Origin of the sequence: Mesorhizobium sp. B3-1-9 (assembly GCF_006439595.1) — a bacterium.
GTDB lineage: Bacteria > Pseudomonadota > Alphaproteobacteria > Rhizobiales > Rhizobiaceae > Mesorhizobium.
Genome location: NZ_VFTJ01000003.1, coordinates 114,078 through 131,485 on the forward strand (window position 1 = coordinate 114,078; position 17,408 = coordinate 131,485).

Annotated in this window: 23 protein-coding genes and 1 pseudogene; 14 read left to right on the forward strand and 10 right to left on the reverse strand. The window is 62.5% G+C overall.

Annotation, left to right across the window (positions count from 1 at the left end; genetic code table 11):
• The first annotated feature begins 456 nt into the window (after positions 1-456).
• Both FJW07_RS06770 and FJW07_RS06775 read left to right on the forward strand, forming a co-directional pair.
• A complete protein-coding gene (locus FJW07_RS06770; RefSeq protein WP_140855340.1) occupies positions 457-2,430 on the forward strand; it encodes a hypothetical protein in 1,974 nt (657 codons plus the stop codon).
• A 12-nt stretch (positions 2,431-2,442) separates the two neighbouring features.
• Positions 2,443-2,883 (forward strand): hypothetical protein, encoded by a 441-nt coding sequence (locus tag FJW07_RS06775; RefSeq protein WP_140710748.1) that lies wholly within the window; start codon positions 2,443-2,445, stop codon positions 2,881-2,883.
• 766 nt (positions 2,884-3,649) lie between these two features.
• Here FJW07_RS06775 and FJW07_RS06780 read toward each other — a convergent pair.
• Positions 3,650-3,973, reverse strand: coding sequence for a hypothetical protein (locus FJW07_RS06780; RefSeq protein ID WP_140710746.1), 324 nt, complete (start codon positions 3,971-3,973; stop codon positions 3,650-3,652).
• A gap of 116 nt (positions 3,974-4,089) precedes the next feature.
• Here FJW07_RS06780 and FJW07_RS06785 point away from each other — a divergent pair, with 116 nt between their 5' ends.
• The 6 genes from FJW07_RS06785 to msrA all read left to right on the forward strand — a co-directional run bounded on the left by FJW07_RS06785 (position 4,090) and on the right by msrA (position 6,577).
• Positions 4,090-4,842: a glycosyl hydrolase 108 family protein gene (locus tag FJW07_RS06785; protein ID WP_246680697.1), complete on the forward strand. Its 753-nt coding sequence runs from the start codon at positions 4,090-4,092 to the stop codon at positions 4,840-4,842.
• Positions 4,839-5,042: a hypothetical protein gene (locus tag FJW07_RS06790; protein ID WP_140545445.1), complete on the forward strand. Its 204-nt coding sequence runs from the start codon at positions 4,839-4,841 to the stop codon at positions 5,040-5,042. The genes FJW07_RS06785 and FJW07_RS06790 overlap by 4 nt, the downstream gene beginning before the upstream one ends.
• Positions 5,043-5,150: 108 nt before the next feature.
• On the forward strand, positions 5,151-5,390 hold the full coding sequence (locus FJW07_RS06795) for an ABC transporter permease (RefSeq protein WP_140710742.1): 240 nt from the start codon (positions 5,151-5,153) through the stop codon (positions 5,388-5,390).
• Positions 5,375-5,569: a hypothetical protein gene (locus FJW07_RS06800; RefSeq protein WP_140710740.1), complete on the forward strand. Its 195-nt coding sequence runs from the start codon at positions 5,375-5,377 to the stop codon at positions 5,567-5,569. The genes FJW07_RS06795 and FJW07_RS06800 overlap by 16 nt, the downstream gene beginning before the upstream one ends.
• Positions 5,569-5,892, forward strand: a complete 324-nt coding sequence (locus tag FJW07_RS06805; protein WP_140710738.1) for a hypothetical protein — start codon at positions 5,569-5,571, stop codon at positions 5,890-5,892. Before FJW07_RS06800 ends, FJW07_RS06805 begins: the two co-directional genes overlap by 1 nt.
• Positions 5,893-6,055: 163 nt before the next feature.
• On the forward strand, positions 6,056-6,577 hold the full coding sequence (msrA, locus tag FJW07_RS06810) for a peptide-methionine (S)-S-oxide reductase MsrA (RefSeq protein ID WP_140659349.1): 522 nt from the start codon (positions 6,056-6,058) through the stop codon (positions 6,575-6,577).
• A 108-nt stretch (positions 6,578-6,685) separates the two neighbouring features.
• On the opposite strand, the gene FJW07_RS06815 is transcribed toward msrA, so the two are convergent.
• Positions 6,686-6,880, reverse strand: a complete 195-nt coding sequence (locus FJW07_RS06815; protein ID WP_140659348.1) for a hypothetical protein — start codon at positions 6,878-6,880, stop codon at positions 6,686-6,688.
• Positions 6,881-7,048: 168 nt separating this feature from the next.
• Here FJW07_RS06815 and FJW07_RS06820 point away from each other — a divergent pair, with 168 nt between their 5' ends.
• Positions 7,049-7,309, forward strand: a complete 261-nt coding sequence (locus tag FJW07_RS06820; protein WP_140640973.1) for a hypothetical protein — start codon at positions 7,049-7,051, stop codon at positions 7,307-7,309.
• Between the two features lie 26 nt (positions 7,310-7,335).
• On the opposite strand, the gene FJW07_RS06825 is transcribed toward FJW07_RS06820, so the two are convergent.
• The 4 genes from FJW07_RS06825 to FJW07_RS06840 form a co-directional block, all read right to left on the reverse strand.
• Entirely contained in the window at positions 7,336-7,881 is a 546-nt protein-coding gene (locus FJW07_RS06825) for a hypothetical protein (protein WP_140855344.1), read from the reverse strand.
• Positions 7,882-8,415: 534 nt separating this feature from the next.
• Positions 8,416-8,856: a GFA family protein gene (locus FJW07_RS06830; RefSeq protein WP_140855346.1), complete on the reverse strand. Its 441-nt coding sequence runs from the start codon at positions 8,854-8,856 to the stop codon at positions 8,416-8,418.
• Between the two features lie 124 nt (positions 8,857-8,980).
• Positions 8,981-9,232 (reverse strand): hypothetical protein, encoded by a 252-nt coding sequence (locus tag FJW07_RS06835; protein WP_140855348.1) that lies wholly within the window; start codon positions 9,230-9,232, stop codon positions 8,981-8,983.
• A gap of 101 nt (positions 9,233-9,333) precedes the next feature.
• Positions 9,334-9,501 (reverse strand): Thivi_2564 family membrane protein, encoded by a 168-nt coding sequence (locus tag FJW07_RS06840; protein WP_095819989.1) that lies wholly within the window; start codon positions 9,499-9,501, stop codon positions 9,334-9,336.
• 147 nt (positions 9,502-9,648) lie between these two features.
• Here FJW07_RS06840 and FJW07_RS31660 point away from each other — a divergent pair, with 147 nt between their 5' ends.
• Together FJW07_RS31660 and FJW07_RS06845 are read left to right on the forward strand one after the other, a co-directional pair.
• Entirely contained in the window at positions 9,649-9,786 is a 138-nt protein-coding gene (locus tag FJW07_RS31660) for a hypothetical protein (protein WP_181182584.1), read from the forward strand.
• A gap of 94 nt (positions 9,787-9,880) precedes the next feature.
• Positions 9,881-10,045 carry a DUF3309 family protein gene (locus tag FJW07_RS06845; RefSeq protein ID WP_082048942.1) on the forward strand — a complete coding sequence of 55 codons (165 nt, stop codon included), beginning with the start codon at positions 9,881-9,883 and terminating at the stop codon, positions 10,043-10,045.
• A 14-nt stretch (positions 10,046-10,059) separates the two neighbouring features.
• On the opposite strand, the gene FJW07_RS06850 is transcribed toward FJW07_RS06845, so the two are convergent.
• On the reverse strand, positions 10,060-11,919 hold the full coding sequence (locus FJW07_RS06850; RefSeq protein ID WP_246680698.1) for a CHASE3 domain-containing protein: 1,860 nt from the start codon (positions 11,917-11,919) through the stop codon (positions 10,060-10,062).
• Positions 11,920-12,557: 638 nt separating this feature from the next.
• On the opposite strand from FJW07_RS06850, the gene FJW07_RS06855 reads away from it, so the two are divergent.
• The gene (locus FJW07_RS06855) at positions 12,558-13,781 is read left to right on the forward strand and encodes an anion transporter (protein ID WP_140710730.1); all 1,224 of its coding nucleotides are present in this window, start codon (positions 12,558-12,560) and stop codon (positions 13,779-13,781) included.
• 56 nt (positions 13,782-13,837) lie between these two features.
• On the opposite strand, the gene FJW07_RS06860 is transcribed toward FJW07_RS06855, so the two are convergent.
• Positions 13,838-14,422, reverse strand: coding sequence for a TetR/AcrR family transcriptional regulator (locus FJW07_RS06860; protein ID WP_140640981.1), 585 nt, complete (start codon positions 14,420-14,422; stop codon positions 13,838-13,840).
• Positions 14,423-14,503: 81 nt separating this feature from the next.
• Between FJW07_RS06860 and FJW07_RS06865 the strand changes: the two genes are divergently transcribed.
• Positions 14,504-15,340: a crotonase/enoyl-CoA hydratase family protein gene (locus FJW07_RS06865; protein ID WP_140710728.1), complete on the forward strand. Its 837-nt coding sequence runs from the start codon at positions 14,504-14,506 to the stop codon at positions 15,338-15,340.
• A 46-nt stretch (positions 15,341-15,386) separates the two neighbouring features.
• On the opposite strand, the gene FJW07_RS06870 is transcribed toward FJW07_RS06865, so the two are convergent.
• Positions 15,387-16,463 carry an HPP family protein gene (locus FJW07_RS06870; RefSeq protein WP_140710726.1) on the reverse strand — a complete coding sequence of 359 codons (1,077 nt, stop codon included), beginning with the start codon at positions 16,461-16,463 and terminating at the stop codon, positions 15,387-15,389.
• A 511-nt stretch (positions 16,464-16,974) separates the two neighbouring features.
• Positions 16,975-17,193, reverse strand: coding sequence for an SDR family oxidoreductase (locus FJW07_RS06880; RefSeq protein WP_226891860.1), 219 nt, complete (start codon positions 17,191-17,193; stop codon positions 16,975-16,977).
• 41 nt (positions 17,194-17,234) lie between these two features.
• Here FJW07_RS06880 and FJW07_RS06885 point away from each other — a divergent pair.
• A pseudogene (locus FJW07_RS06885) lies at positions 17,235-17,387 on the forward strand (CGNR zinc finger domain-containing protein); the annotation flags it as partial.
• Between the last annotated feature and the right edge of the window lie 21 nt (positions 17,388-17,408).

Here is a 17,408-nt window from a genome sequence, read left to right on the forward strand (position 1 = left end):
CTTCGTTCCCAGGGTACGGTTTTGCCGGTTTCACAGTGACAGTGGGAGGTACGGTGACGGTGCACGATTTCCTGTCGCGGTCGTTTGCAGCTAAAGGGTGCACTGTCACCGGAATTCGATTTCAGCCATGGATACTACGGACCCGCAAACAGCACCGAGAAGGTGATGATGCGTCAGCAAGGAGACACATTGAGCTGGGCGATGCCGGGACCAGGGGTCGGTCGAGCTTGAGAGTGCGATACAACGCGCAGTTGAGTCGTTCCAGAGCGGCAGCGTAAGCAGAACGATCCATTGCGGGCAAATTCAATGAAGCGGCTTCACTTGCGCAACCTATGGAAGAGTTCGCGAACAGAACCGCAAAAGATGGGCCAGGACTAACCGCCCGATTTCAGCCCACGCACGGACCCCAATCTTTCCAGCCTCGCTTTTGCGAGGCTTTTTTCATGGAGCAAGCTTATGGCCCGACCTGCAACTGCCGCCATTCGTCTGTTGAGCGGCGAGCGCGAACCTGTGCGCCTGGCGACGACCGCGAACATCACCCTTTACGGCCTGCAGACCATCGACGGCGTGCTGACGCAAGTCGGCGACCGGATCTTGGTCAAGGACCAGGCCGACCAGACCCAGAATGGCATCTACACGGCGAGCGAGGGCCAGTGGTTCCGCGCCGCAGACGCCCGCGCCGCGCGCACCATGCAGAAGGGCACCACCGTGCATGTGCAGGAGGGCGCCGTCTCGGCCGATCGGGTCTATGCCTTCGAGACGCTGGATCCGGTGATCGGCGCCGACCCGATCGTGCTTAGCTTCTATCTCTCGCAGGACACGCTTGGCGGCGCGGTGAATGCTGCCAATGCCGCCGCGGCGAGCGCGGCCGCAGCACTCACCTCCAAGAACGCGGCGGCCACCAGCGCCACCAATGCGGCAGGCTCGGCCACGGCCGCCTCCGGCTCGGCAAGCGCCGCGTCAACCTCCGCCACCAATGCCGCAACCAGCGCCACCAATGCCGGCAATTCGGCGACGGCCGCGGCCGGCTCCGCGTCCACGGCCTCAAGTTCGTCCACCAGCGCCGGCACATCGGCAAGCGCCGCCACCGGCTCAGCGACGGCCGCGTCCAACTCCGCCACCGCCGCTTCCGGATCCGCCACCAGCGCCGCGACGTCGGCCACCAACGCGGCGGCGAGCGCCGTTGCGGCGGCCAATGCGGTGGCAGCACTTGGCTATACCTTTTCCACCAGCACCGCCGACGCCGATCCCGGCAACGGCACGCTGCGGCTGAACAATGCCAGCGCCGCCTCCGCCACTGCGGCCTATATCGACAACCTCGATTCCAGCGGCGCCACGGTGAGCGGCGTGCTCGATGGCTTCGACGACAGCACCAACGCCGTCAAGGGCCAACTGACGCTGCGCTCAAAAGCGTCGGCGGCAATCGCCTATGTCTACAACGTTACCGGCTCGGTGGTGGACGGCACGGGCTATCGCAAACTGACGCTGGCCTATGTCAGCGGCGCCGGCACCTTGCCCAACACCACCGACGGCATCTGGCTGATCTTCGCCCGCGCCGGCGACAAGGGCGCGGACGGCCTAGGCAGCGGCGACTTCACCGGCCCGGCCTCCTCGGCGGCTGACAATATCGTCACCTTCGCCGGCACCACGGGCAAGGCCGGAAAGGATAGCGGTGTGGCGGTGGGAAGCCTCGTCGCCGGGCCGGCCTCGGCCGCGACCGACAACATCGCCACGTTCAACGGCACGACCGGGAAGGTCGTGAAGGACAGCGGCGTGGCGGTGGCTAGCCTGGCGCCGAAGGCCAATGCCTCTTTCACTGGCACCTTCAGCCCGCCCACCAACGCCATTGCATTGAACACCCTCGCTGATAGCGCGGCGGTGTCCGTCCTTGGTCGTTCGATCAATTCGAGTGGCGCACGAGCGGACATCGCGGCGGGCTCCGATGACACCTTGCTGCGGCGTGTGTCCTCGGCACTCGGCTTCGGGCAACTCACCGCGGGCATGGTCCCAGCCGGGCTGGTGACCTACGCCATGCTCGCGTCCGGTGCCATCGCATCCAACAGCGAGTTTCAGCTTGGAACGGCAAGCAAGCTTTTGACGGCGGCCGCATTAAAGTCGACAGTAGCCTACCAGACGCTTACGTCTGGCGCATCCGTCTCTTGGGATATGTCGCTCGGCAACAATGCTTCGTTGGCGGCTGGCACGAACGTGACGATCGGCAATCCGACAAATGCGGTGCCCCAGTTCGGGTTCGTGCTCAAGATCACCGCGGTGACATCAGCTCGCACCGTGAGCCTGAGCGCGAATCTCGTGCTCGCTGCGGGCGTCGAGAGCTTTCCGATCACCATCCAGACAACGGAAACCGTTTTCCTGGCCGGCTTTGTCGATACGACGAGTCGCCTTGTCATCACCAGTGTTTTGAGAACCTAACAGGAGAACTCGATGTCCATTCTCGTCCGCAAGATCAATGACGTTTGGCAGGAGTGGCACGGCTCCTCGATCGTGACCCAGATGGTCGGCACCTACACTGCTGTCTATGGTGACGGCCGGCAGGTGGAGACGCCATGCGATCCCTATCCTGTTGAAATCCAGATGAACGGCGACAGCCTGCGCGGCTTCTATGACCAGGACCTCTGGACGATCGAGGAGGTCGAGGCGGTGGGCGGCAGGATTGCTGTGCCCTTCGAAACGCCGGAAGGAAAACAGGTCGTCGGCGCACCGTCCTATGTGGAAACCGGTGAAGTGATCCAACAGGTCTATCAGGTCGAGGATACCCCGCCGCCACCGGAACCGCCGACGGCAGAGGAGAAGGTCGGTGCTATGCTGGCGACTTTCCATCTCTCGATCAGCGAGGTGAAATCCGTGCTCGGGCTAGGTGTCTAAGATGCTGCCTATGGATCAACCGCCGCCATCGAGGCCCTACATCACGGCGAAGCCGGCAATCATCCAGAGGGTCCCACCTGACCTCCTCAAGCCGGGCCGCATCAAAGAAGCCATTCTGCCTGGAATTATACCGCTCCCGCCCTCTGGTGGCATTCTGCTAGATTTCATTGGCCAGCTCGGTAGTACGACTAGTGGTTTGACTACAGTCAGCTTTGGTTCATTGACTTTTCCTAACGACGCCCTGGCCGTGGTCGCGTTCGCTGGGCTCAGCACCAACAACGTTGTATGCTCAAGCATATCAATTGGCGGAACAAATGGGACGCTTCACGCAGCAAATGCCTCATCTACGCGTAAGGTGGGCATAGCCTCTAGGGTTGTGGCGGCGGGACCACTAGCGATCTCTGTAACCATGAGCGGCAGCGGGGGCTCATCTGCCTCGTATGGTGTTGGTGTTTGGGCTCTCCGCCGCCTCAAGAGCGCAACACCGACCGGCGCGGCAGGTAACGACACCTCGTCCACGACATGCTCGATCAGCCATAATCAGGCTAGCCCCGGTGTTGCGATATACTGCTCAATGGACACTAACACCGGTTCGTCCGTGCTTAGTTCTGCGCAAACAGTCTACTACCGGTCGGGCGATGCTAACGGACGAACCTTCACTTACGCCAGTTCTAAGAACGTGGCCACTCAGACACCCCACACTGAAATCCTGACAATCAACACGTCCACCAACGTGGCCATTGTCGGTGGGGCATGGCAATAATGCTTACTGCGAGGGGTCCCCAACAAGGAAGACTACTTTATGCGATGGCGGCTTCGAACACCGCTGGATCGTCACTCGGTCGCCTTCGATGAAGGATATCTCGGCTTCAACGATATTGGCAGCGTTGGGCGAGAAATAGAACACACTTTCCGGAGCCGCTACCCGGTACATAGCCGCGCCGGCAGTTTGCCCACCTTCATTCATCGCTCGTTCAAAAAGGCTCTGAAGATCATTCCAGAACTCGGGATTGCCGGTTTTGTCCTCGACTTTCAACCATTGCTTGCCGGTCGATGTTAGTGCCCTGAAGAGCGATGATAAAGCTTCCATACAATCCTGCCCTAATCTTGTGTGTGGCACAGTCTTATAGACCGGGCTGGGACGCTCGCTCCACCTGAAATTTTCCAACTTCGAACCTGCCCGACCCCGGGCGGAAAGGAACCATCGTGGACCGCAACTTCGCGCGTGCCCTTTCGCTCGTCCTCTCGTCCGAAGGCGGCTGGTCGGACAATCCCGCCGACCCGGGCGGCGCGACCATGAAGGGCGTCACGCTCGCCAATTTCCGCCGCTACGTCAAAGCCGACGCCACCAAGGCCGATCTTCGCAAGATCAGTGATGACCAGGTGGCCACGGTTTACCGTCGTTTCTATTGGGATGCGGTCGTCGGCGCCGACCTTCCTGCCGGCGTCGACTATGCCGCCTTCGACTTTGCCGTGAACAGCGGGCCGGGCAGGGCGGCGAAATATCTTCAAGCTGTGCTCGGCGTTGCCCAGGACGGCCGCATCGGCCCGGCCACGCTCGCCGCGGCAAGGGGAAAACCCGCCGGTGTCGTCATCGACGCGCTCTGCGATGCGCGGCTTGCCTTCCTCGAAAGGCTGCCGACGTGGCCGAGCTTCGGCCGGGGCTGGAGCGCGCGTGTCGCCTCGGTGCGCCGGCAGGCGCTGCTGATGTCGGCCACGCCGCTGACGACGACGATATCCGTGCCGACGGCGCCAGCATCCGCCGATGGTGCGGGGCCAACCGCGCCGCCCGCGGACGCAGGGTCGCATGCCGGCGGTGAGGCGCCCGCCGCGCCACCCAAATCCGCATCGCCCACCAAGGCAACCGGCATCCTTGCGTTGATCGCACTGGCGCTGGGCTCCCTGGCTGCCTGGGCGATGCATCTTCCCTGCAATCTCTTCGGAGTGTTCTGCCAATGATTGCCGTCATCATCCGTATCGCCCTGCGCTATGGCGCGGGCGTGCTTGTCGCCCGCGGCCTTCTGGGAGCCGACGACGCCTCGGCGTTCTCCGCCGATCCCGACATCCAGATGGCGCTGGAGACCGGTCTCGGTCTTGCCATCGCCGCCGCGGCCGAATGGTGGCACCTGCTCGCCCGCCGCTTCGGCTGGGAGCACTGATATGGAAAACCTCAAGGAACTGCTCACCGAGCTCATTGACCAGACCAAGCCGTATGTGGTCGTCGGCGCTGCCTGCTTCGTCGCGGGGCTTCTCATCGGGGCGCTGCTATGAGCGCGCTGCTGGCATGGCTTCTCACCAATCCGACAATCCTGGCCATCGGCGCCGGCCTTGTCGGCGCCCTCGGCTGGGGCTTCCACCAGCGCCTCGCCGGCGCGCGGGCCGAGCGCGGCAAGCAGGCCGAAGCCGAGGTCGCGGCCCGCAATGTCGCCGACCAGGTCGACAACGATATCGGCGCTTTGCCGGCTGAGGCAGTCAGAAAGGAGCTGAAGTCATGGGCAAGCGACTGATCGTCGCCGCCATCGCCGCCGCGCTTGCCGGCTGCACGACGGCCAGGGGCGGCTTCTGCGTCGTCGCCTCGCCGATGCGCCTCTCCGCGAGCGCGGTCGACAGCCTGTCTGACCAGGAGGCGAGGGCGCTGCTCGCCCACAACCGCAAGGGCGAAGAACTCTGCGGCTGGAGGCCGTGATGCACGACATTTTCGATCTTCTGGGCATCAAGGGCCAGGTCGTGGCGGCGGGGCTCGCTGGCGGCGTGCTGCGGGCGCTGTCGCGCCATCGCTATAAGCTGCGCGAAATGGTTGCCTCGCCGATCTGTGGCGCCCTGGCCGCCGCCTATCTGACATTGCCTGTCGTCGCCTGGGTCCGGGCAAGCAGGCTGCCGATACCCGATACAGCCGATGACACCACCACGCTTGCCGCCGCTTTCCTCATCGGCGTTTGTGCGATGTGGATTTCGGATATCGTCTTCGAGGTGGTGGTGCGGAGATTCAGGCAAACGCCGGATTCGTGATCGCGACAGCGTCGAAGCCGTGCAAGCATATATTTTCGAAACAGACAGGGGCAGACCGTCCACGCCGGATACTTCGATGCCGGTGTCAGCGATTAGCCGCTCGAACCGCTGGAAGAACCCGGCCGCAACGCCTATCTATGGAGCAATCCAAAGGAGGTGTGACATGGCTTCTTCCACCGAACGCGCGGTCCTTGCGGGCGGCTGCTTCTGGGGCATGCAGGATCTGATCCGGCGCCTGCCCGGCGTGATCTCAACGCGAGTGGGCTACAGCGGCGGCGATGTACCGAACGCCACCTACCGCAACCACGGCACCCACGCCGAGGCGATCGAGATCAACTTCGATCCGGCCAGGACAAGCTTTCGCACATTGCTCGAATTCTTCTTCCAGATCCACGATCCGACGACAAGGAACCGTCAGGGCAACGATATCGGCGCGAGCTACCGCTCGGCGATTTTCTACACCAGCGATGAACAGAAGCGGATCGCCGAGGACACGATAGCCGACGTCGACGCGTCCGGCCTGTGGCCTGGCAAGGTCGTCACCGAACTCGCCCCGGTCGGGCCTTTCTGGGAAGCAGAGCCCGAGCATCAGGACTATCTCGAGCGCTACCCCAACGGCTACACCTGCCATTTCGCGCGCCCGGGCTGGAAGCTTCCGGTCCGCCAACAGGCGGCCGCGTCATAGTCAGAGGCCAGGCTGTTTCATACAGCCCTTTACGCGCTTTGATCCGCCCGCCGTGCCGGAAGGCATGGCGGGCTTTTTGCGTTCCGCCTCCGTCCCGGGCGGGCAACCTCAGCCCTTGGCGCGGTGGCCTTCGTGTTCGTGGCTGCCGATCCAGTGGGCGCGGATGCGGTCGCTGGCTTCGAGATAGGCCATGTCGATCAGATAGGTCAGAAGCTTCTCGCCATCGGCCTCCGCCTTCTGGCGAAGTTCTCGCAAGATCCCCTGCGCAAACTGCAGGTTTTCCATTTTGCTAGGCTGGTCCATGGATGCCCCCAAATGTCTGTGCGGTAAGTTTGGCTCACTATGCTTGTACGAACATTGTCACCACGCTCGCGGCGAAGCTGTACTCGGTTGCACTGATGCCCGATCAACGAACCTGTTGGACATTGCGCGGAAATGTCGATATTTTACGCGCCCAATCGGATGGCGACCATGCACGAAGACGAGGGCAGCACTCCTGACAAGTTGCAAGCCATGCTTGACGTGATTGCCAGGAGCGAGCCCTTGAGCGAGAGCGGGCAGGCGGATTTCGGCCGGTTGAGGGCCGACGCCGCCAAGGCCGCCGGCGTGCTGATCGAATTTTACGGCGATGCGGCCCTGGAACGGGCCAAGCTCATCGAGCGCCGATCGCCCCAGTCGCATTTCGCGCGTATGGTCGCGGCTGAAGTCGGCAGGCGCGGCAAGCGAAGCTGACCTGCAAACAATCGGCGAAAGCCGCTTCAAGACGATCTTCGCCTCCCCAGCCTTGCGCCAAGCCGCTGCTCGACCTCTTCCTCGACATTGTCCAGGAGATAGGACATCAGGTCGTGTCCGATCGATCGCGCTAGGTCCTTGGCTTGCCCCACATGGTTGCGGATCTCGCGCAGCGCCCGCTCTTCGCACGCGGCCTCGTTCGTCAAATCGACGAACCAGCCGGGATAGAGCGCTGCCTCACCCGCCCCGTCAACGCAACATTGGCCGACGGCCAGGATCTTGCGCAATCCCATCTTTTCGGAATGGACCCTATAGACCTCCCTGAAGCCGGCCCTGCGCTCCACGGCCTTGCGGATAGCCAGCCGAACCCTTGAGCGGTCGTCCTTATCGATGCTTTGCATGCATCGTTCAAACGAGGTGCCGTGGGAGAACTCATCGAGTGTCAGACCGAAATAATCTGAAAGATTGGCATCGCCATAGACACGGTCGCGCTTGATGTCCCAGGTCCAGAACCCGTCGATCGGTGGATACCGCATATGCATGTTGCGGCCGTGTTCAGGCGCCGATGTCATGAAAACCGCCCCGTCCGGTTTCAAGATTCGGCAGCACTATGTAGCAAAAAATGAAAGAAACAAAGATGGCCTTTTGTACAAGGCCGGAAGTCATAAGGCTTGCTGCCAATGGCATTTCGGGATGTCATATTTGATATAACCAGAAAGAGGGCGAAGAGAAAATTTCTTGAGCCGAAAGAATTTTCACTTTGGTATTGCAACTGCAGCTTGGTATTTCACATGGTAGGCGCAGCGGGCAAGCAGGCAAAACAATCCCGGAGGTGTATTTCCGCAAGAAGCATGGCTAAAAATTCTTATATTTTGTAAAACGGATAAAATTCTTTGCGTGCTGCTGTCTGGAACCAGGCCGGCTTACGGCCTCTTCGCCGCATCCCACAACGCTAACGTCTGCTGATTGGCCGGCACCGACCGGTGGTTGAAACTTCCAGGGAAGCCCGAGCATATCGGCCCACGGCCGGGCGTTTTTCCGGACGTGCCGGAGGCACCGGTGGACCGAAGATTATCGTTCTGACTAAAGTCCGCCAAGAACTCGACCTAGGCCGACCTTTGCAGTGGCTCCGGGCCGGCTTCAGCGCCCACCGCCGAATCATCGGCGATCCGGTCATGCTCAAACTGTTGCGCCGCGGGGAGGGCTTGCAACCAGGGCTCGCGGCGTCCGATCCACAGCTCGTAGCTCGGCGTCAGCCCTTCGGTCGGAGCAATGTCCAGGCTGCCGATCGTGACCTCGGCCTCCTCATCGCCGACGAAAGGAACGCGGCTTCCGCAGGTGGGGCAAAAACTCCGAGCGCCATAGTTGCTGGTGATGCCGGTGGTTTCGAACGCTCTTAGCGGCCATACGGCGTAGGCATGGAAGGCCGATCCGCTTGTCTTGCGGCAGTCCTTGCAGTGACAGAGGCCGACCCGGAGCGGCTCGCCAGTGACGCGGAACTGCACGCCGCCACACAGGCAACTGCCACTGCGCGCGATTTCAGGCATTGCCGTTCCTCCTCGGGTTGTGCACGGAGCCGCGTTCTCTCTCGCGCCCGGCAAGTCCCGCTGCTGGCTGCTAAAACCCGCAGGAAGTTGCAATGGTTCCGCGCCGGCGCGCAAGAAGCATCGGTCAATCGGGAAAGTTGATCGGCTCCTCGCACCGATAGACGCGGCACTCGCCGTCTTTGGTCGGAACCGTCGTCGAGACAGGCACTTCCGGCCAGTCGCACTCATTGCCGAATTGCCGGACGAACCGGTCATAGGTGTCTGGACCCGTGGTCAAGACCACGGCATGGTCGCTTTTGATCAGCGCCTGCGTCTGCGCGCAAGTCATGACGCGCGTATCTGGTCGGGCATAAGCAGCGCTCGCGGCGCACAACATTGTGCCGCCCAACAATATCTTGCCTGCGGTAAGTGCGATCGACGAGGGTCTCATGGGACACCAGGTTTTTGACGTTTCCGGGTGCCGAATATGGATCGCGGCTAGAACACCGCAAGATATTTGAGCAGCGAAATGATGCCGATGATGATGACGATGATCTGCGCGATCTGCCGCGCGCGGGCATCGAGCGGCAGGCGTTGCACGAGGTAGAGCACCAGGATCACCACCAGGAAGGTGATCAATATGCCGATAAGAACCGATGCGCCCATATGCCTGCCTCCGTTTTATCCCAAGGTTGCCCAGATCGGGCTGCCTCAAACGTTGCGGACGGGAGAATGGTTCCACGAAGGTCAAGTGGAACAGGAGACTTGGCGAAGACGTTGTTCAGCATCTTTTGAATATTAAAGGATGGGAACGTGAAAGACGTATTCAGCACCGCTACCATTATCGCCTCGATCGCGATCGCCATCGCGCTTATGTTTTTGGTTCCCATCAAACTTGAGGCCAACCCCGGGCAGCCAATGGTGTCGGCTCACTCGGCCAGTCCTGAATAGCATCGGCCCGGAGGTGAGCGGAACATGCGTGCCGCTTGCGAGTTGACTTGGTCATAACGGCGCTGGGTTCGCGCTTCAGAAAGAGGAAAAGTCCATGGGTCTCGGCACAATTCTTATAATCATTCTTATCCTTGCCCTGCTGGGCGGCTTCAGTGGCTTGGGCGGCGGGCCGTTCTACGGCACGGGCTACTATGGCGGCGGTGGTCTGGGGCTGGTTCTTGTCATTGTCATCATTCTGGTTGTGCTCGGACGGATCTGATAGCCGCCCAGCAATCAAGCCAGCGCATCCCTCAGCTTCGCCGCCAGTTGTTCCAGCGTGAACGGCTTGGCGATGAAGTGCACATCGTGGTCGAGCACGCCATTGTGCACGACCGCGTTGCGGGTGAAGCCGGTCATGAACACCACTTTCAGCGATTGGGAACGCCCGCGTGCCTGTTCGGCCAACTGACGGCCGTTCATGCCCGGCATAACGATATCCGTCAGCATCAGTGCGATGGCCGCATTCTCGGCGAGCTTGCGCAGCGCCTCCTCACCGCTGGCGGCCTCGACGACCGTGTATCCGAGCTCCAGCAGCGTAGCGGCCGTCGAAAAGCGCACGCGGGCGTCATCCTCGACGAGCAGCACGGTTTCGGTGGCCGGGACATCGCTCCTGCCACTTGCTTTTGGCGGCGTTGCCGCCTCTTCCGGGCCTGTGAAACGTGGAAGATAGATCTTGATCGTCGTGCCTTCGCCGGGCTCCGAATAGATTTTGACGTGTCCGCCCGATTGCTTGACGAAGCCGAACACTTGGCTGAGCCCGAGCCCCGTTCCCTTGGTTGCAGGCTTGGTGGTGAAGAACGGCTCGAAAGCCTTGGCCACGATGTCGGGTGACATGCCAGCGCCGGTGTCGGTCACCGCGATCATGACATACTGGCCAGCCTTCACCTCCGGATGCGCCACCGCATAGGCTTCATCGAGATAGCAATTGGCCGTCTCGATGGTGAGCTTGCCCTTTTCGTCCATCGCGTCGCGCGCGTTGACCGCCAGGTTGATGATCGCGTTCTCGACCTGGCTCGGGTCGGCATGCGTTTTCCAGAGTCCGCCCGCCAGCACCGTTTCGATCTCGACCGCATGGCCGAGCGCGCGGCGCAAAAGGTCCGACATGCCGGCGACGAGGCGATTGGCGTCGACGATCTGTGGCGCCAGTGGCTGCTGCCTGGAAAAGGCAAGCAGCCTGGCCGTGAGATTGGCGGCGCGCGCCGCGGCGTCGGCGGCCGCCTCGACGAAGCTCTGCACGTCATGTTCGCCGCGGGCTAGCTTGCGCTGCGCGATGTTCATGGCGCTGGTGATAACGGCCAGCATATTGTTGAAATCATGCGCGATGCCGCCCGTGAGCTGGCCAACCGCTTCCATCTTCTGCACCTGGCGAAGTTGCGACTCCGCCTTTTCACGCGTCTCGATCTCGTTGAGCAGCGCAGCGTTCTTCGCGCTCAAGGCGTCTTGCGCCGTAGCCACCTCGTGGAAGCGGCGGCTGGATTGGCGGATCGTGTAGATGCCGAGCAGGAAGATGCCCAGCAGCGCGGCGAACGAGCCGGCGCGCAACCAGCCTTCGATTTGCTCCATGCGCTCCGCGCGGGAAGCGAGGCTCGCGCCGTCGATGCGCCGGATCGCGTCGATATTGGCGCGGATCTGGTCCATATCCAGCTTGCCTCGGCCGCCGCGCACGATGTCCAGGGCCTTGGCCGTGTTGCCCATGTCGTAGAGCCTGATCGTCTCCGCGAGTTCGGCCTGCTTGCGGGTAATCGCATCCTTGATGCCGACGGCCTGCTGCGCCCTGTCGCTGCCGGCCGGAAACATCTCGTCGATGCGCCTGAGCAGCGCCGGCAGCGCATCGACCGCATGCTGATATGGCAGCAGGTAATTCTTCTCGCCTGTCAGCAGATAGCCGCGCTGGCCGGTCTCGGCGTCCTGGGCGAGCGATAGCAGGCCCGACAGCAACTGCTGGGCTTCGAACGCTTCGCGGCTGGCGTCGCGATCCGCGATCTGCGCTTCGGCGAGGATGGCGCGTGCGCCAATGATCAGTGCGACAGTGGCAAAGCCGGCAAGGAGCGGAAGCGCTTGCCATCGCAGGGCGCGTCGCAGTCGGACGATCATTGCTTTGTCAGCCCTGAGGAAATCATGAAATTCGCCAAGTCGTAGGCGGCGGCAAAGCGCAAGGCAATAGCCAAGTCCATCAGGCAATGAATGCAGCAAGTTAGCCAGGTCTGGCTATGTCAAACTTTAACGACAGCGCGCTCGGCCGATGCCAAAAGGAAGATTCCGCCGCGGCTGCGTTTGGCGGTCGACCGGCACTCCTCCACGGGTCTCGTTAGCTCTGGCGTCCGCTGCATTCGAGGCAGACAATGCTGTGTCCAGGACAACTCAGCCGATGCGTGCCTCCTGGGCAGCAATGGCCATTTGAGCTCAGCCAGCGCGCGCAAACGAAAACTTTCTTGGCCCCATGACAACGGGAGCATTCCTGCGGACGCATCAATTCCTCCCGTGGCGGGACGCGATGTTCCGCTTCAACGACCGTATTCATCCGTTTAGTCCCCAACGCCTGGATATCGGTCACATATGTTAATTCACTATTCTTTACATTAGGGTTTATGAACGTGAAAGGCATGAAAGCGAGACAAGGCTTTCATGCGCTTGCGCGCTTTCCCTTTGCGCTGGCCTTGTTAAATGTGGTGCCGCCCGATGCGTCGACGGATTCTGGCGGGGGCAGGGCAGGCAACGGGAACCTTCTTGCAATGACTTGGACTGGCGCCGGCGCGCTTTTCATCCTCGTGCTCACCTATGCTGGCGTCGCCGTCGGCCGTATCCCGGGCCTGCGCCTCGACCGCGCCGGCATTGCGCTGCTGGGCGGCGCCGCCATGATCGCCATCGGCGCGATCGGCATCGATGATGCCTACAAAGCCATCAATTTCGACACCATCACGTTGCTGCTCGGCATGATGATCGTCGTGGCGCATCTGAAGGTCTCCGGCGCGTTTCGGGCGCTCGGCGGCTTTGCCATCGAGCATGCCCATGCACCGTTCATGCTTTTGGTGATGGTGACGCTGTTGACCGGCTTGCTCTCGGCCTTCCTGGTCAATGACGCGATCTGCCTGGTGATGGCGCCGATCGTCGTCCACGTCACACGGGTCATCAACCGCAACCCGGTGCCTTACCTCATCGCCACCTGCACGGCCTCGAACTGCGGCAGCGTCGCCACCATTACCGGCAATCCGCAGAACATGGTGATCGGCGCGCTGTCCGGCATTTCCTATCCGGCTTTCACGCTGGCGCTCGCGCCGGTGGCGCTGTTCGGCCTGCTCTCCGTCATCGTCATCGTGCGCATCGTCTACCGCGCCGAATTCTCCCGCCCTGCCGAACTCAGCCCAGAAGTCTATCGCGGCCGCATGCTGCCCGGGCAGGTGTTGAAGGCCACCATCGTCTGCGTGTTGCTGGCGCTCGCCTTCTTTGCCGGCGTTCCCGTCGCCAAGGCAGCACTGATTGCCGGCGCCTTCCTGCTGGTCACCCGGGCAATCAAGCCGCGGCGCATCTACCGCGAGATCGACGGGCCGCTGCTCTTCATGTTCGCCGGCCTGTTCGTGGTGGTGGCCGGAGCCGAGCGCACGCTGCTCACGCCCGATATGATCGCTTGGGCGAAGAACATCGGCCTCGACGATGTCTGGCGGCTCTCTGGCTTCACCGCGGTGCTTTCAAACATCATGAGCAATGTGCCGGCGGTACTGGCGCTCCGGCCCTTCATCCCTGGGTTGGAAAACCCGGAGCGCGCCTGGCTTGTCGTGGCAATGAGCTCGACGCTTGCCGGTAATTTCACGCTGCTCGGCTCGGTCGCCAATCTGATTGTCGCCGAGCAGGCAAAGGCGGCCGGCAAGGAGCTTTCCTTCTCCGCCTTCTTCAAGGTCGGCCTGCCGCTGACGCTGGTGACGCTTCTGCTCGGTACGGCCTGGCTGGCCTGGTCCTGAGAATGCGGTCCCTTCGGACCGCTCTATTCGGATCGCAGGGAGCGCTACGGTCCGGCTTAGCCTTTGCCCGTCATCCTTGCCCGTATCAGCGTCGCGGCGGCGTGGCCGGCGGCGGCGACGTAGTCGGGGTCGTGATGGATCAGCATGCTGGAAAAGGCGCCGTCCATCAGAAGCACGATCTCGCGCGCCAGCATTTTCGCCTCGGCGACATCGTGGCTTGAAAGCGCGCTTGCCAGCCATTTTTCGAAATTGGTCTTGTGGCGCGCCCCAGCCTTCACCGCCGGATGCCCCGGCGTCGCGGCCAACTCTGCCGCCGTGCGCAGGAAGCCGCAGCCCTTCCATTTGGGGTGGCGCGCCACCCGCGCCAGGTTGGTGAAGATTGCTTCCACCTTTTTATCCGCGCCGCCCTCCGCCGCCTCGAACCAGCCGGCCATCTGCTCGAGATTGGGCTGGTCGCGGCCGTCGAGATAGGCCGCGATCAGGTCGTCCTTGCTCTTGAAGTGATAGTAGAGCGTGCGCTTGGTGAGCCCCGCTTTTTCGGCCACCGCATCGACACTGACGCGGCCGATGCCTTCGGCATAGAACAGCTTGGTCGCCGCATCGACGAGGCGCTTTCGGGTGGGATTGGCCTTTTCGCTCATGTTCGTAGTATACCGACTAGTGAATATACAAGCAATCGAAAGCCTGCTCCTATCCCGCCGAACTGCCGGAAAGGAAAAGTCATGACCGACCTTGTACTGAGCGAGACGCGCGACGACGTCGTCATCCTCACCCTCAACCGCCCCGACAAGCTGAACGCGCTGAATTACGCGCTGATCGACCGGCTGCTTTCGCTTCTTGACCTGATCGAGACGGACGATGGCGTGCGCGCCGTCATCCTTACCGGGGCAGGGGAGCGCGCCTTCTCCGCCGGCGCCGATATCCGTGAATTCGCGGTGAGCGTTGAGGCAGGTACGGATGTCGCGCTGCGCGATTTCGTGGCGCGCGGCCAGCGCCTGACGGCGCGGCTGGAGGCATTTCGCAAACCGGTCATCGCCGCCGTCAACGGTCTCGCCTTCGGTGGCGGCTGCGAAATCACCGAGGCGGTGCCGCTGGCGATCGCCAGCGATCGCGCGCTGTTTGCAAAGCCCGAGATAAAACTCGCCATGCCGCCGACATTCGGCGGCACGCAGCGCCTGCCGAGACTGGCCGGTCGCAAGCGCGCGCTGGAACTCCTCCTCACCGGGGATGCGTTTTCACCCGCCCGGGCGCTGGAGCTCGGCCTCGTCAACCAGGTCGTGCCGCACGTTCAGCTGATGCCGGCCGCGCTCGACCTCGCGCTGCGTATCGTCAGCCATTCGCAGGCGGCGGTGGCGAGCATCCTCACCGCTGTCGCGCGCGGCCTCAACCAGAGCATCGCCGAAGGCCTGCTCGTCGAAGCCGAACAATTCGCCCGCATGGCTCCCACGGCCGATCTGCGCGAAGGCCTGAGTGCCTGGATGGAGCGACGCAAGCCGATCTATGACGGCACATGGATGCATATCACCCGGCCGGCCGGGACAAGACGAGCGGCGCGGTAGCGCGATCGAACGGCGAGCGGGGGCATGCCAGGTGATTGGTCCAGCACTATGCCACCGCTTTGAGCTGCGCCGGCGCCTGTACGCGCGCGGCTGCCGCCAGCATGTCGGTCTGGGTAATCAGGCCGAGTATATGCCGCTCGCTATCGACGATCACCACGGCATGGCTGCGCCCGTCGGTCAGCACGGGCAGCAGGCTCATCGCCGGCGTGTCGGGTAAGGCGGTGCCGGCCTTCGACATCACCCCTTTCACCGTATCGGTGGCTCTCGTCAGCTCGCGCAGGCCTACCGCGCCGGTGAGTTTGCCGTCCGTGTCGACCACCGGCAGAGTGCGGATGTTGTGATCGATCAGCTGTTTGCGTGCTTCGTCGGCCAAGGCGGTTTCCGGCACCGAGATCACATCGCAGGACATGATATCTTTGCACAGGAGCGTGCGCTGCGAGCGCACCATCGCCTGCAACTCGACCTGACGCAGCAGGCGCTCCAGGTCGTCGCGGTCGATGTCGAAAGTCTCGTCCAGCGCGGACAGCGCCGCATCGACATCCTCGGGCCGGAAACCGACACGCTCGGCCGGCGGCCGGTCGGCGGTGCCGTGGCCGCCCGCGGGTTGATGCACGTGCGGATAGCTGCGTCGTGACAGCTTGTGGAACAGAAAACCGAGCGTCACCAATATGATTGAGTTCAGCGCCACCGGCACAAAAGGAAACAGGAAGCCGGCGGCGGCAACGGCCGGCCCCCCGAGTACGCCGGTAAGCGCTGCTGCGCCGCCCGGCGGATGCAATGAGCGCGAGAATGACATGGCGGCGATTGCCAGCGCCACCGCAAGGCCAGAGGCGATCACCGTGTCGTGCACAAAATGCGCCACCGTCACGCCGACCAGCGCCGAGATCGTGTTGCCGCCGATGATCGACCAGGGCTGCGCCAACGGGCTCGAGGGAACGGCAAAGAGCAACACCGCCGAAGCACCCATCGGCGCCACCAGCATTGCTACATCCGCGCCCTTGCCCATCGCAAACCCGCTGATCACGCCGGTCAGCGCGATGCCGATCACGGCACCGATGCAGGCGATCAGCCGTTCGCGCAGCGTGGCGCCGGCCAGGATCGGAACAAAGAGGCGGAACGCCATGGCGGGTCCTGGATCGATTGGGGTGGAATTGCGTTGCTCGCAATGCCGCTGAAACCACGGATTTGGAAGCCAAACCAATCCGTATATTCACAGCCTGGGAGAATATTATTGCGCCGCCAGCTGCGTAGGACATGCCGCCAGCGGCCTCGGCTTTCTCAATCGCGCCAAGGCGTTACGGCCGTTTGCGGAATCGGCCCTGCAATCGCCGGCCACGCTACCTCTGCTTTGGCCTGGCGTTGAATCCCAGCGCGCCGAGCACCTTCACCGCACCACTCTTGCCCCTTCGAAATCGCCAGAGGCTAGCCGCGCACCCGTGGCGAACTCATAGGCGGTGCCGAGGATCGCCTTTGGTGGATAAAGACGGTCTTCCCAGGCCAATTCATAGGTCGTGGTCGGCGCGAAGCCGTGCTCGGCGAAAAACCGGTCAGCCCCAGCCGGTCGTAGTCCTCTATCGCGCGCAAGATATGCGCGCGCGTCACGCGATCCCAGGCAATCATTGCATTGTCCTCCTTCAGACAGACTTCACCTCACCGCCGTCCATGCGCAGCGTCGAGCCGGTCATCCAGCGTGCCGCCGGCGAGACGAGGAAGGCCATCAGCTCGGCGATCTCCTCCGGGTCTCCATATCGGGCGATGCCGGCTTCTTTCGGAAAATTCGCCGCGCATCCTCGACGCTCATCTTGTGCAGCGGTGCCCAGTGCTCGAGATAGGGAGCATCGCCGGCCGGTCATCACGGTCCCAGCAACACGCTGTTGACCTGCACGCCATCGGCAATGTGAAGGCTTGTGAAGGTCCCGCCTGCACGTTGCTTTTCGCCGACCATACGCGCGGTCACAGACGCCGCTGGTGCAGCATGGCCGCCTGTGGCAACCGGGCAAAGCAGGCCGCGCACCGGCACAGGCACAAGGATCATGACCACAACTAAATCGAGCGAGGCGCGGCGCGC